The sequence below is a fragment of the Williamsia limnetica genome (assembly GCF_003217475.1).
GTDB classification, from domain to species: domain Bacteria; phylum Actinomycetota; class Actinomycetes; order Mycobacteriales; family Mycobacteriaceae; genus Williamsia; species Williamsia limnetica.
In genome coordinates this window covers 1-13,280 of the sequence record NZ_QJSP01000024.1, presented here as the reverse complement: position 1 = coordinate 13,280, position 13,280 = coordinate 1, and the positions used below count along the sequence as shown (strand labels likewise).

The window sequence follows — 13,280 nt, the reverse complement described above, 5'->3', positions numbered from 1 at the left end:
CCGTGTGATGCTGGCGGCGTGAGCATCGTTCGCACATTGGTGGCAGACCTGTCTGCCGAGACCGACGTCGTCGACGGTCTGGTGGCCGACTTGTCCGAAGAGGGTTGGGACTCAGCGACTCCGGCTGTCGGATGGAGGGTCAGAGACCAGATCGCGCATCTGTCCTGGACCGACGAACAGGCCCGTATCGCAGCCACCGACCCGACCGCTTTTGACGACATCCTCAAGGTCGCCTGGCAGAACCCGACCGGCTTCGTGGACGACGGCGCCCGCGACGAGGCCGCGAAGCCGACAAGTCTGCTGCTCGGGCAGTGGCGCGAACGCCGCGATGCACTCGCAGCTGCATTGATCGCCGCCCCGGAGGGCGTGAAGCTGCCGTGGTTCGGGCCGCCGATGTCCGCGGCGTCGATGGCCACAGCCCGCTTGATGGAGGTGTGGGCGCACGGGCTCGACATCGCCGACGCGCTAGGGGTCGAGCTGGAACCGACCGACCGGCTCAAAGCGATTGCCCACCTCGGTGTTCGGACCCGCGACTTCGCTTATCAGGTCAATGGGCAGATCCCGCCCTCCGACGCTTTTCGAATCGAGTTGAAGGCGCCGGATGGCTCCACCTGGAGCTGGGGCCCCGAAGATGCCCACCAGCGCGTGACCGGATCGGCCCTGGACTTCTGCTTGCTGGTCACGCAGCGACGAAACAGAAATGAGCTGGACATCGACACAATCGGCTCCGACGCCGCCCACTGGGTGACGATTGCGCAGTGCTTCGCGGGACCTCCGGGAGGAGGCCGATGACCGCGGCCGTCCGGATCGGCAACGCGTCGGGGTTCTACGGCGACCGCTTCTCGGCCGTCGAAGAGATGCTCACCGGTGGCGATCTCGACTACCTGACCGGCGACTATCTCGCGGAACTGACCATGCTGATCCTCGGGCGTGACCGTCTCAAAGATCCAAAGCTCGGCTATGCCAAGACATTCTTGCGGCAGATGGAGAGTAATCTCGGCGTCGCGCTTGACCGGGGCGTCAAGATCGTAAGCAATGCCGGAGGCGTCAACCCCGCAGGTCTCGCCGCCGCGTTGACCGCACTCGCGGAGAAGCTCGGCCTCCCGGCGACCATTGCCTTCGTCGACGGAGACGACCTCATCGCCGACGCCGCCGACCTCGGGCTGGGGTCGCCGCTGACCGCCAACGCCTACCTCGGTGGGTTCGGAATCGCCGCGGCGCTGCAATCGGGCGCCGATATCGTCGTCACCGGGCGCGTCACCGACGCATCCTTGACCGTCGGACCCGCCGTGGCGCATTTCGGCTGGAGCCCAGACGATCTCGACCAGCTCGCCGGCGCGGTTGTCGCCGGACACATCATCGAATGCGGCACGCAGGCCACCGGTGGCAACTATTCCTTCTTCACAGAGATCGACGATCTGCGGCATCCGGGGTTCCCGATCGCCGAGATCTCGATCGACGGCAGTTCGATCATCACCAAGCACGAGAACACCGGGGGCGCGGTGACGGTGGAGACCGTGACCGCGCAGCTGCTGTATGAGATCGCCGGCCCGCGGTATCTCGGCCCCGACGTCACGACGCGCATGGACTCGGTGGTGTTGACCGACGCGGGTCCCGATCGCGTGCAGGTTTCCGGGGTTCGCGGCGAAGCTCCGCCGGACACTCTCAAGGTGTCGCTCAACCACCTGGCAGGATTCCGCAACGAGATCACCATGGTGCTCACCGGGCTGGACATCGAAGCCAAGGCAGAGCTGGTTCGTGGCCAGTTCGAGTCCGCCCTCGACCCCCGGCCGGCGGACATCGCCTGGACGCTGACGCGGCTCGATCGATCGGACGCGCCGACGCAGCAGCAAGCGAGTGCGCTACTGCAGTGTGTCGCGAAAGACGCTGATCAGAAGAACGTCGGTCGACAGTTCTCCTCTGTTGCAGTCGAACTGGCGCTCGCGAGTTACCCTGGATTCACGATGACCGCACCACCGGGCGCGGGCGCGCCCTTCGCGGTGTTCGAGGCCGGGTACGTTCCGGCCGCGTCGGTGTCGCATCGGGTTCACCTCGCCGACGGTTCAGAGCACATCATCGAGCCGAGTCCTCGGGCCCGCCGAGACAGCCCCGGATCCGACGATCTCGCCGGCGACCCGCGGTTGCCGGAATCGACTTGGGGGCCCACCCGCCGGGCGCCGCTCGGTGAGCTCGTGGGCGCCCGCAGCGGCGACAAAGGCGGCAACGCCAACGTCGGTGTGTGGGTGCGCGATCCCTCCCATTTCGATTGGCTGACGGCAACTCTGACCGTGGAATCGTTCAAGACCTTGATCCCGGAAGCGTCCGGACTCGAGGTGCAGCGACATCTACTACCGAATCTGTCGGCCATCAACTTCGTCGTCGAGGGCATCCTCGGCCGCGGCGTCGCAGACAACGTCCGATTCGATCCACAGGCAAAAGGGCTGGGGGAGTGGCTGCGTTCGCGCCACGTCGCCATACCTGTCGAGTTTGGAGAATGAGTGAAGAACCTTGAAGCGCCGGCCTGGAACACCCCTGAACGAGCTCAGTTACGCAGCACTGTGCGGGCATTCGCGGAGCGCCACATCCTGCCCTACCAGGACGACTGGGAGCGCGAGGGCGAGCTACCGCTTGATCTGCACAAGCAGGCCGCAGACGTCGGTCTCCTCGGTCTGGGCTTCGCTGAAGAGGCAGGGGGTTCTGGTGGCGATCTGATCGACGCGACCATCCTCGGTGAAGAACTCCACTACGTCGGTGTCGCGGGAGGGGTGTTCTCCTCACTGCTCACGTGCGGGATCGCACTGCCCCATCTCATCGCCGCCAACGACAGAGCGCAGATCGAACGCTGGGTGCAACCCACCCTGTCAGGTGAGAAGATCGGCAGCCTGGCGATCACCGAGCCGGGCGGCGGCAGCGACGTCGGGCATCTCACCACCGCCGCGGTCCGTGACGGTGACGATTACATCGTCAACGGCGCAAAAACCTACATCACCTCCGGGGTGCGCGCGGACTTCGTCGTCACCGCCGTACGCACGGGCGGTGCCGGGGCGGGTGGAGTGTCGTTAGTCGTGGTCGAGAAGGGCACGCCGGGGTTCACCGTGACCCGAAAACTCGACAAGATGGGTTGGCGCGCATCCGATACCGCTGAACTGTCGTATGTCGATGCCCGCGTTCCCGTTGCGAACCTCGTCGGCGCCGAGAACTCGGGATTCTTCCAGATCGCGCAGGCCTTCGTCACCGAGCGCGTCGGGTTGTCGGTACAGGCATACGCGAGCGCGCAGCGATGTCTCGACCTCACGCTGGCCTGGGTGCGCGAACGCCAGACGTTCGGTAAGCCCCTCATCGCCCGGCAGTCGGTGCAAGAGACGGTGACCGAGATGGCCCGCAAGATCGACGTCGCCCGCACCTACACCCACGCGGTCGTCAACGCCGCGATGGCCGGCGAGACCGACCTCATCGCAGAAGTGTGCTTCGCCAAGAACACCTCTGTCGAAGCAGGGGAGTGGGTGGCCGACAAGGCCGTTCAGCTCTTCGGTGGCGCCGGATACATGACGGGCACCGAAGTCGAACGGCAGTACCGCGATATGCGGATCATCGGCATCGGCGGCGGCACCACCGAGATACTCACCGGCTTGGCCGGCAAACGATTGGGATACCACCCGTGAGCGCACCGGAGCGCACCGACGCCGAAGCGTCGATGCTCGGCAAGATCGCCGAACTGGAAGAACTCTTCGCCCAGGCCCTCGCGGGCGGTGGTGAGAAGAAGGTCGCCAAGCATCGCCAGCGCGGCAAACTGCTGCCCCGCGAACGCATCGAACTGCTCATCGACGAGGACAGTGCATTTCTCGAACTCTCACCGATCGCCGCCTACGGCTCGGACTTCCCGGTCGGCGCCTCGATCGTCACAGGTATCGGCGTTGTCGAAGGCGTCGAGTGTGTGCTCATCGCCAACGATCCGACCGTGCGCGGCGGCACCTCGAACCCCTGGACCCTGCGCAAAGGCCTGCGTGCCAATCAGATCGCGCTCGAGAACAGGCTGCCGCTGATCAACCTGGTGGAGTCCGGCGGCGCAGACCTGCCGACGCAGAAGGAGGTCTTCATCCCCGGCGGAGCGATGTTCCGCGACCTCACCCGTCTCAGTGCAGCCGGCATACCGACGCTCTCCCTGGTGTTCGGTAACTCGACCGCAGGCGGTGCCTATCTGCCAGGGATGTCAGACCACACCGTGATGATCGAGGGTCAGTCCAAGGTGTTCCTCGGTGGTCCGCCACTGGTGAAGATGGCGACCGGTGAGATCAGTGACGACGAGTCGCTCGGTGGCGCCCAGATGCATGCGCGAGTCTCGGGTCTCGCCGATTACTATGCGACCGACGAGCAGGACGCCATCCGAATAGGCCGACGGATCGTGGCCCGCCTCAATTGGCGCAAACAGGGGCCGGGGCCGGTCGCCGAGTCCGTCGATCCGCACCACCTGGCGAGCGACCTGCTCGGAATCGTGCCAGGAGATCTGAGGATCCCGTTCGACCCTCGCGAAGTGATCGTCCGCCTTGTCGACGGCAGCCTGTTCGACGAGTTCAAGCCCGAATATGGCTCGTCTCTGTGCACCGGATGGGCTCGCATCCACGGGTATCCAATCGGGATTCTTGCGAATGCGCAGGGCGTGTTGTTCAGCGCCGAGGCGCAGAAGGCGACACAGTTCATCCAGCTGGCGAACCGTTCGAATACACCACTGTTGTTCTTGCACAACACCACCGGATACATGGTGGGTCAGGAATACGAGCGTGGCGGCATCATCAAACACGGGTCGATGATGATCAATGCCGTGTCGAACTCCACCGTGCCGCACATTTCCATGCTGATCGGCGCCAGCTACGGCGCGGGGCACTACGGCATGTGTGGACGTGCGTACAACCCTCGGTTCCTGTTCAGCTGGCCGAGCGCCAAGTCGGCAGTGATGGGAGCTGCGCAGCTCGCAGGCGTGATCTCGCTGGTGTCGCGGGCGGCAACCGAAGCGCGCGGTGGCACCGTCGACGAGGAGGCCGACGCCGGGATGCGCGCAATGATCGAAGCGCAGATCGAAAAGGAGTCCATGCCCGCTTTTCTGTCCGGGATGATGTACGACGACGGAATCATCGACCCGCGAGACAGCAGAACCGTTCTCGGGCTATGCCTTTCGGCGATCGACAACGGACCGGTCCAAGGTACGTCCAACTTCGGCGTCTTCCGGATGTGAGGGGGAACATGCACACAGTATTGGTAGCCAACCGCGGCGAGATCGCGCTGCGCGTCTTCGCGACGTGCCGTCGCCTGGGCATCGGCACGGTTGCGGTGTATTCGGACCCGGACGCCGGCGCTCCACACGTTCGTGCGGCCGACGTCGCGGTGCGCCTTCCGGGAGACACCTCGGCGAAGACCTACCTCGACGTCGAGCGCATCATCGGCGCGGCGGTGGCAGCCGGCGCGGATGCCATCCACCCGGGCTATGGGTTCCTCTCGGAGAATGCAGGTTTCGCCCGAGCGGTGCTCACAACGGGCCTCACGTGGATCGGACCTTCGCCCGAGGCGATCGAGTCGATGGGTTCAAAAGTCAACGCGAAGGCGATCATGGAACGGGCGGGTGTCCCGGTCCTGGGCAGCCTAGACCCCGCGACCATCACCGACGAACAGCTGCCCGTGCTGATCAAGGCGTCATCCGGTGGCGGTGGCCGCGGCATGCGCATCGTGCGCAGCCTTGCGGACCTACCGGAGCAGGTGGCCGGCGCACGCCGGGAAGCGGCCTCTGCGTTCGGCGACGACACAGTGTTCTGCGAGCCGTACATCGAGCGGGGTCATCACATCGAAGTGCAGGTTCTCGGTGACAGCGCCGGCGCAGTGTGGGCGGTCGGCGAACGCGAGTGCTCCATCCAGCGCCGACACCAGAAGGTGATCGAGGAAGCGCCCTCACCACTGGTCGAGAGGCTCGGACAGGGGCTGCGCGACAAACTGTTCGACGCCGCTCGGGCGGCCGCATCGGCGATCGACTACACGGGGGCGGGGACCGTGGAGTTCCTGGCCGACGACGACGGCCGGTTCTACTTCCTGGAGATGAACACGCGGCTGCAGGTCGAGCATCCGGTGACCGAGGAGACGAGCAAACTCGACCTCGTCGCCTGGCAGTTGCGGATTGCCCGCGGCGACGAACTCGCGGCGGTGCCGACACCCCCGCAAGGCCATTCGATCGAGGTGCGACTTTATGCCGAGGACCCGGCTGCGGACTGGCAACCGCAGTCCGGCCGGATCCACCACGTCGGCATCGACGCCGACACCACGTTCGGCAGGCTTGCCGAGGCGGGGGTACGCCTGGATTCCGGCGTCGTCGACGGCAGTGAGATCTCCACCTTCTACGATCCGATGCTGGCCAAGGTGATCAGCTGGGCCCCCGATCGCGACACCGCGATCAACCTGCTCGCAGGTGCTCTCACGTCGGCACGCCTGCACGGCCCCCGGACGAACCGCGACATGTTGGTCAACATGCTGCGGCACGGCCAGTTTCGTAATGGCAACACCACCACGAAGTTCATCGACGAAGTCGGCCTCGATGTGCTTGCGGCTCCGCTGGCCGATGAGCGGCAGGTACGCCGAGCGACCATCGCCGCCGCGTTGGCCGACGCCGCGGCAAATCGCGGTCACGCGAAGATCGGTGCGAGTTTGCCCTCCGGGTGGCGCAACATTGCGTCGGGGCCGCAGACGAAGGGCTACACCCATGGCGACACCGAGATCGCGGTCCGGTACCGGCTCACCCGCGACGGCGTGGCGCTGCCCGATGACCCGGATGTGACGGTCGGCGCGATCACGCCGCACGAGGTGATCCTGACCGTCGGAGGTGTCGACCGCGCCTACCGGGTCGAGCGCAGTGGTGCGAGCCTGTGGATTGACTTCGCCGGTGGATCGGTTGCCTTGCAACGTCTGCCGAGATTCGTCGATCCATCCGACGTCAGCGCGCCCGGCTCTCTCCTCGCGCCGATGCCGGGGTCGGTCATCCGGATCGCGGTGGTCGAAGGGCAGACCATCAAACGTGGCGATCCGTTGATGTGGCTCGAAGCGATGAAGATGGAACACACGATCGCAGCATCGGCCGACGGGGTCGTCGGGGCGCTACCGGTGGTGGCAGGACAGCAGGTGGCGGTCGGAGAGATCCTCGCCGTGATCACAGAACAGGACTGAGGAACGAACATGAGCTTTGTGGAGACCGAAGAGCAGCAAGCCCTGCGGAAATCAGTTGCCGGACTCGGTGGCAGGTTCGGGCACGAGTACTTCCAAGAATGTGCACGTGCCGGCCGCAAGACCGATGAGTTGTGGTCCGAGGCGGGCAAACTCGGATTCATCGGCGTCAACCTGCCGGAGGAATACGGCGGCGGCGGGGCCGGGATGTACGAGTTGGCCATCGTCATGGAGGAATTGGCCGCCATCGGCAGCGGACTGCTCATGATGGTCGTCTCCCCGGCCATCTGTGGCAACGTCATCGCGCGCTTCGGCACCGATGAGCAGAAGCAGACCTGGTTGCCCGGTCTCGCTGACGGCACGATCACCATGGCCTTCGGCATCACCGAACCCGACGCAGGCTCGAACTCGCACAACATCACGACCACCGCTCGGCGGGACGGCAGCGATTGGCTGCTGACCGGCCGCAAGATCTACGTGTCGGGTGTCGATCAGGCGCAGGCCGTCCTGATCGTGGCACGCACAGAGGACGCAAAAACCGGCCGGCTCAAGCCCGCACTGTTCATCGTCCCGACCGACGCCCCGAACTTCGAGTTCCAGAAGATCGAGATGGAACTGCTCAACCCGGAGAAGCAGTTCCTGCTGTTCCTCGACGATGTCAGGCTCCCGGGTGATGCCCTGGTGGGGTCAGAGGACGCGGCGCTGAGCCAGCTCTTCGCCGGCCTGAATCCCGAACGGATCATGGCCGCCGCGTCGGCGGTCGGTATGGGTCGGTACGCGCTCGGTCGAGCAGTTGAGTACGTCAACAACCGGACCGTGTGGAAGACGCCGATCGGCGCGCACCAGGCGATCGCCCATCCGCTGGCCGTCGGCAAAATCGAGATGGAACTCGCCAAGCTCATGATGCAGAAGGCCGCGACGCTGTACGACGCCGGCGACGACTGGGGCGCTGCCGAACCGGCCAACATGGCGAAATACGCCGCGGCAGAGGCCTGTGTCAAGATCGTCGACCAGGCTGTGCACTCTCTCGGCGGTAACGGGCTGTCCACCGAATACGGGTTGGCACCCTTGCTCAACCTGTGCCGCATTGCGCGGGTTGCACCGGTCAGTCGCGAGATGATTCTCAACTTCGTCGCGCAGAACAGCCTCGGCCTGCCAAAGTCGTACTGACATGCCCGAACTCGTCCGGTTCGACGTCGACGCAGGCATCGCGACCATCACGCTCGATTCCCCTGACAACCGCAACGCCATCTCCGCGGCGCTCGTCGAGCAGCTCATCGCTCATCTGGGCTCAGCGCGCCAGGACACTGCGGTACGCGCAGTGGTCTTGACGCATACCGGGGGAACCTTCTGTGCAGGAGCCGATCTCAGTGAGGCGGGGAAGTCTCGACCCGAGGTGATGATCGACCTCATGCGGATGATCCTCGAGCTCCCGAAGCCGGTGATCGGCCGGGTCGACGGTCATGTGCGGGCGGGTGGCTTCGGATTCCTCGGGGCCTGCGACCTTGTTGCTGCCGGCGCCTCGAGTACCTTCGCGCTGACGGAAGCGCGGATCGGGGTCGCACCGTCGATGATCTCACTGACGGTGTTGCCGCGGCTCAGTTCACGGGCGGCGTCGCGGTACTTCTTGACCGGAGAGAAGTTTGGTGCCGACATCGCCCAGGACATCGGGTTGATCACCACCGCGGTGGCGGACGCAGCCGATCTGGATTCCGTCGTCGCCGGTTGGTGCGACAACCTGCGCAAGGGTTCGCCTCAGGGGCTGGCAGCCAGCAAGGCGCTGACCACCGCGCACGTGCTCCGCGAGTTCGATCGGGACGCGGCGCGGTTGGCATCGGAATCCGCGGTGCTGTTCGCCTCCGACGAGGCCCGGGAAGGTATGACGGCGTTCCTGACCAGGCAGCCGCCTCCGTGGGCGTCGGAATGACGACCCGTGTGCCCCAACAGGATCGCAGTCGGGTCACCCGGCAGCGACTCCTCGATGCGACGATCGATGTGCTCGCTGTCGACGGGTGGGCGGCGTGCAGCGTAGGTGTGGTCGCCGGGCGGGCCGGTGTGTCGCGGGGCGCGGCGCAACATCACTTCCCCACGCGCGAAGATCTGATCACCGCGTCGCTGGAGAACATCTTCGAACGACTCACGAACATGGCGACGGACGAGACGGACCGGCTGCCACCCGGCGCAAACCGAATCGAAGTCGCAGTGGCGCGCGCCGTGGCCTTTTACACCGGTTCGGAATTCAAGGCAGCGCTTCAGGTCTGGTCCGCGGCGGCGTCTGACGAAGCGCTCAAGAAGCTGATTCTTCCGCTGGAGGGTCGTTTCGGTGCGGCCGCGCATCAGATGACCGTCCGCATGCTCGGCGTTGACGATTCCGATCCGCGGGTGCATCGCCTGGTGCAGGCGACCCTGGATTTCGCTCGTGGTCTCGGACTTGCCGACACGCTGTCCGACGATTCGGCGCGCCGTGAACAAGTGGTCGCGGCGTGGGCCGAGCAGTTGAAAATCTCGCTGAGTTGATTGTTGTGCAACCTAAGGGTTGCATGTCGGGTGGTGTATGTGCAATGCTCTGGTTGCACAATGACATTTCACCTGGCTGGAGGACACCATGACCGAAACTTTTGATCGCATCGAGAAGCAGATCGACATCGACGCCGGCGCAGAACGGGTCTGGTCCCTGATCAGCGAGCCGGGCTGGTACATCAACGACAAGACCATCACCGAACATCGAATCGAGCGGTCCGGCGATGTCGACATCGTCCACGACCCGGTTCACGGGGCGTTCGCGTTCCGGACGGTGACGCTTGATCCGCCGAAATACGCTGCCTTCCGCTGGATTGCCGATCCGGATAAGACAGACGGGCCGTCCACGCTGGTCGAGTTCTGGATCGATGAAACCGGCTCGAACTCCGTCGTTCTCAAGGTGGTGGAGAGCGGATTCGCATCACTTCCCGGCGACGCAGCAGAACGTCGGAAGAAGTTCGACGACAACACCGAGGGATGGACGATCGAACTCGGGGTCGCGAAATCCCATCTCGAAGATGCCCAGGTCGATGTCCGGAGCTGACGTAGCGCTGCCCGTGGTCTTCGCGGCCCTTGCCGACGACACGCGCTGGGGTTTGCTCGTCCGGCTTGGCAGCGCACCCGCGTCGGCATCAGCGTTGGCGGCGGAGTTCCCGGTGTCACGGCAGGCGATCGCGAAACACCTTGCTGTGCTGCAGGAGACGGGTTTGGTGACCGCGGAGAAAGCGGGGCGGGAGGTTCGGTTCACCGCAGTGGGTGCGACCCTGAGCATGATCGGGCGCGAACTCGAGACCATCGCCGGCGGCTGGGACCGGCGCCTGAGCTCCATCAAGGCGCAGGCAGAGAGCGCAGCTCCTTCGACAGACCAGTAAGGGCACGCTTACACTCGCATGATGTCTTCACAGAGCGAGTTCGGTCAGCTGTTACGCGAACAGATCGGTAATGAGCTGTACGCGTCGCAGCAGTACATCGTGATCGCGATCTACTATGACAGCCAGAAGCTGCCCCAGCTGGCCAGACACTTCTACGCCCAGGCCGTCGAAGAGCGGAACCACGCGATGATGATCGTCCAGCACTTCCTGGATCGCGACGTGGTGGCGCCGATTCCGGCGATCGACGAACCGGTCAGTGATTTCGACGACTACATCGCACCGCTCACCTTGGCGCTGGGACACGAGAAGAAGGTCACCGACCAGATTGTGGCACTGGCGAAAAGTGCTCGTGACGAAGGCGATTACCTCGGCGAGCAATTCATGCAGTGGTTCCTCAAAGAGCAGGTCGAAGAGGTCGCGGCGATGAATACTCTGCGAACGGTCGCGACCCGCAACGGCGGAACCCTGTTTGATCTCGAGGACTTCGTCTCGAGGGAGATGGCACCCGTGACCGGAGCCGATACGACGGCGCCTGCCGCTGCGGGCGGCAAACTCTGACCGCGCGACGTCCGAGTCTGATAGGAAGTCTCGTGTGAACACCAATCGAGTGACGTGCGACGTCGAAGACGGCGTGGCGCAGGTACGCCTCAACCGTCCCGACAAGATGAACGCCCTCGATCCGGCGCTGTTCGAAGCGCTCGTGTCGGTGGGCTCGGGTCTGATCGACCGCACAGATGTGTCAGCCGTTGTCCTCGCCGGCGAGGGCCGTGCGTTCTGCGCCGGTCTGGACATGGGGCAGTTCGCGAAAATGGCGGATGGCGCAGACGACATCGTGGTGGAGACCGAACGCATCGGCGCAGCGAAGGCGCTCGGACAGCAGGCTGCGCACATCTGGTCGCTGGTGCCGGTGCCGGTGATCGCTGCGCTGCACGGCGTCGCTTTCGGCGGCGGCCTGCAGGTGGCGCTCGGAGCCGACATCAGGATCGCGGCACCCGACACGAAGCTGTCTGTGATGGAGATCGTGTGGGGCCTGATCCCGGACATGACAGGCACCCAATTGCTGCCCGAGCTGGTCGGACGAGACGTGGCCAAGGAGCTGGTCTTCACCGGACGCCGGATCAGCGGAACCGAAGCTGCTGCGCTGGGTTTGGTCACACGCGTCGACAACGACCCGCTGGCGGCCGCGACCGCGCTGGCCACAGAAATAGCCGGCAATTCACGCAATGCCCTCGTCCACGCAAAGCACTTGCTCGACCTCGCCGGTCACGCAACCTTGGCCGAGGGATTCGATGCCGAACAAGTGGCCATCCGAGACTTGATCGGATCACCCGAACAGACCGAGGTGGTCCGCAGACGCACGGAGGAGTTGGCGCGGCGTTGAATTTGCTCGCTCGCTCGCTGGGTCGTCGCGGGGGTTCCGAGGGCGCCTGACCGACGTCGACCGTGCCCTTCTGAGCGTCGATCGTGCTCTTCTGAACGTCGCAACACCCTGACAAAAAAGGGTGATTCGATGGGCACACCGCCTGTTCCGGTGATGAAGGTTCGGACGTTTTGGCAGTTCAAGGCTGACGGGATGTCGACGAAGGTCGCAGCGACACGCGCGGGCTTCTCCGAGCGCTACGGGCGGTACTTGGTGACTAAAGCTGGCGGAGTGATTCCAACGTCAAAGTTCCCGGATGATTTCAGTATGCGCATCAGCCCTGAAACGATCTACCAGAGTGTGTACGTGTTGCCTAAGGGTGAGCTCAAACGCGAGGTCAAACGGTTACGGACCGGCCGAGCGGTCCGCATGCCCCATCGCCAAACCGACGTGCGCCGCCAGATCGTGCCGGAGGAATTGCTCATCACCCATCGACGTCCCGACATCGAGGACCGGGCACTGCCTGGGGATTGGGAAGGGGACTGCATTCTCGGCAAGGACGGTCTCTCGCAGATCGGGACGCTGGTGGACCGGATGACTCGCTATGCGATCTTGCTGCACCTTCCGAACGGCCGTACCGGTGAGGAGACTCGGGATGCGATGGTCGCCGCCATTGGTGACTTGCCGGCTGAGATGAAACGATCGATCACCTGGGACCAGGGCTCGGAAATGCGAGGGGCGTATCGGGATATCGCTATCGCCCATAGCCTGAAAGTATTGCAACCCACATTCACCGTAGGAACGCGGAACCAACGAGCACACCAACGGGCTTCTGCGGCAGTACTTTCCCAAGGACACTGACCTCTCGGTCTACAGTGCCGAAGACCTCCTTTTCGTAGCCTGAGCCCTGAACAATCGACCCAGAAAAGCACTCGACTTCCGCACACCAAGCGAGGCGTTCACAGCGTTGCTAACATCGACCCCGTAACCGGTGTTGCAACGTTCCATGGAATCCACCCGTCGATCGTGCTCTTCTGAACGTCGATCGTGCCTAACTGACGTCGAGGCCATGAGTTTCGCGCGCTTCGACTTGCCCGGTCCTGAGTGAAACTCGCGATGTCAGAGGCCTTCGGTAAGCTGTGATCGGCAGATCCGCAAAGGTTGTTCGTGCGGCGAAAGATGTTGCAGATCATGGGGATTGACCGCACGAGACCCTTGCGCACATATGTTCGATGAGATACCATTGGACTCAGTCGGCCCCAATGATGACGAATCTGGATACATGCCCCCTTCCCGGGAAGATGCCGCCGACTGATCCTTGACGGTTTTCT

The 13,280-nt window shown here is 64.2% G+C and carries 13 protein-coding genes; all 13 read left to right on the top strand.

Translation table 11 applies throughout. The annotated features are described in order from the left end of the window. The first annotated feature begins 18 nt into the window (after nt 1-18). A complete protein-coding gene (locus tag DFR67_RS27280; RefSeq protein WP_110472601.1) occupies nt 19-792 on the top strand; it encodes a TIGR03084 family metal-binding protein in 774 nt (257 codons plus the stop codon). Then, nucleotides 789-2,498: an acyclic terpene utilization AtuA family protein gene (locus DFR67_RS27275; protein ID WP_110472600.1), complete on the top strand. Its 1,710-nt coding sequence runs from the start codon at nt 789-791 to the stop codon at nt 2,496-2,498. Before DFR67_RS27280 ends, DFR67_RS27275 begins: the two co-directional genes overlap by 4 nt. Then, on the top strand, nt 2,499-3,662 hold the full coding sequence (locus DFR67_RS27270; protein WP_110472599.1) for an acyl-CoA dehydrogenase family protein: 1,164 nt from the start codon (nt 2,499-2,501) through the stop codon (nt 3,660-3,662). 32 nt (nt 3,663-3,694) lie between these two features. Then, on the top strand, nt 3,695-5,230 hold the full coding sequence (locus DFR67_RS27265; protein WP_245938204.1) for an acyl-CoA carboxylase subunit beta: 1,536 nt from the start codon (nt 3,695-3,697) through the stop codon (nt 5,228-5,230). Between the two features lie 8 nt (nt 5,231-5,238). Beyond that, complete coding sequence (locus DFR67_RS27260) at nt 5,239-7,200, top strand: acetyl/propionyl/methylcrotonyl-CoA carboxylase subunit alpha (RefSeq protein ID WP_110472598.1); 1,962 nt, start codon at nt 5,239-5,241, stop codon at nt 7,198-7,200. A gap of 9 nt (nt 7,201-7,209) precedes the next feature. Then, complete coding sequence (locus tag DFR67_RS27255) at nt 7,210-8,367, top strand: acyl-CoA dehydrogenase family protein (RefSeq protein ID WP_110472597.1); 1,158 nt, start codon at nt 7,210-7,212, stop codon at nt 8,365-8,367. 1 nt (nt 8,368) lies between these two features. Then, nucleotides 8,369-9,124 (top strand): enoyl-CoA hydratase family protein, encoded by a 756-nt coding sequence (locus tag DFR67_RS27250; RefSeq protein ID WP_110472596.1) that lies wholly within the window; start codon nt 8,369-8,371, stop codon nt 9,122-9,124. Then, entirely contained in the window at nt 9,121-9,714 is a 594-nt protein-coding gene (locus DFR67_RS27245) for a TetR/AcrR family transcriptional regulator (protein WP_110472595.1), read from the top strand. The genes DFR67_RS27250 and DFR67_RS27245 overlap by 4 nt, the downstream gene beginning before the upstream one ends. An 88-nt stretch (nt 9,715-9,802) precedes the next feature. After that, the gene (locus DFR67_RS27240; protein ID WP_110472594.1) at nt 9,803-10,261 is read left to right on the top strand and encodes an SRPBCC family protein; all 459 of its coding nucleotides are present in this window, start codon (nt 9,803-9,805) and stop codon (nt 10,259-10,261) included. Next, nucleotides 10,248-10,589: an ArsR/SmtB family transcription factor gene (locus tag DFR67_RS27235; RefSeq protein WP_245938197.1), complete on the top strand. Its 342-nt coding sequence runs from the start codon at nt 10,248-10,250 to the stop codon at nt 10,587-10,589. The genes DFR67_RS27240 and DFR67_RS27235 overlap by 14 nt, the downstream gene beginning before the upstream one ends. 21 nt (nt 10,590-10,610) lie before the next feature. Then, nucleotides 10,611-11,147, top strand: coding sequence for a ferritin (locus DFR67_RS27230; RefSeq protein ID WP_110472654.1), 537 nt, complete (start codon nt 10,611-10,613; stop codon nt 11,145-11,147). 34 nt (nt 11,148-11,181) lie between these two features. Next, nucleotides 11,182-11,970: a crotonase/enoyl-CoA hydratase family protein gene (locus tag DFR67_RS27225; protein ID WP_211325176.1), complete on the top strand. Its 789-nt coding sequence runs from the start codon at nt 11,182-11,184 to the stop codon at nt 11,968-11,970. Nucleotides 11,971-12,099: 129 nt separating this feature from the next. Further along, nucleotides 12,100-12,810, top strand: coding sequence for an IS30 family transposase (locus DFR67_RS27220; RefSeq protein WP_110472592.1), 711 nt, complete (start codon nt 12,100-12,102; stop codon nt 12,808-12,810). Nucleotides 12,811-13,280: the final 470 nt, after the last annotated feature.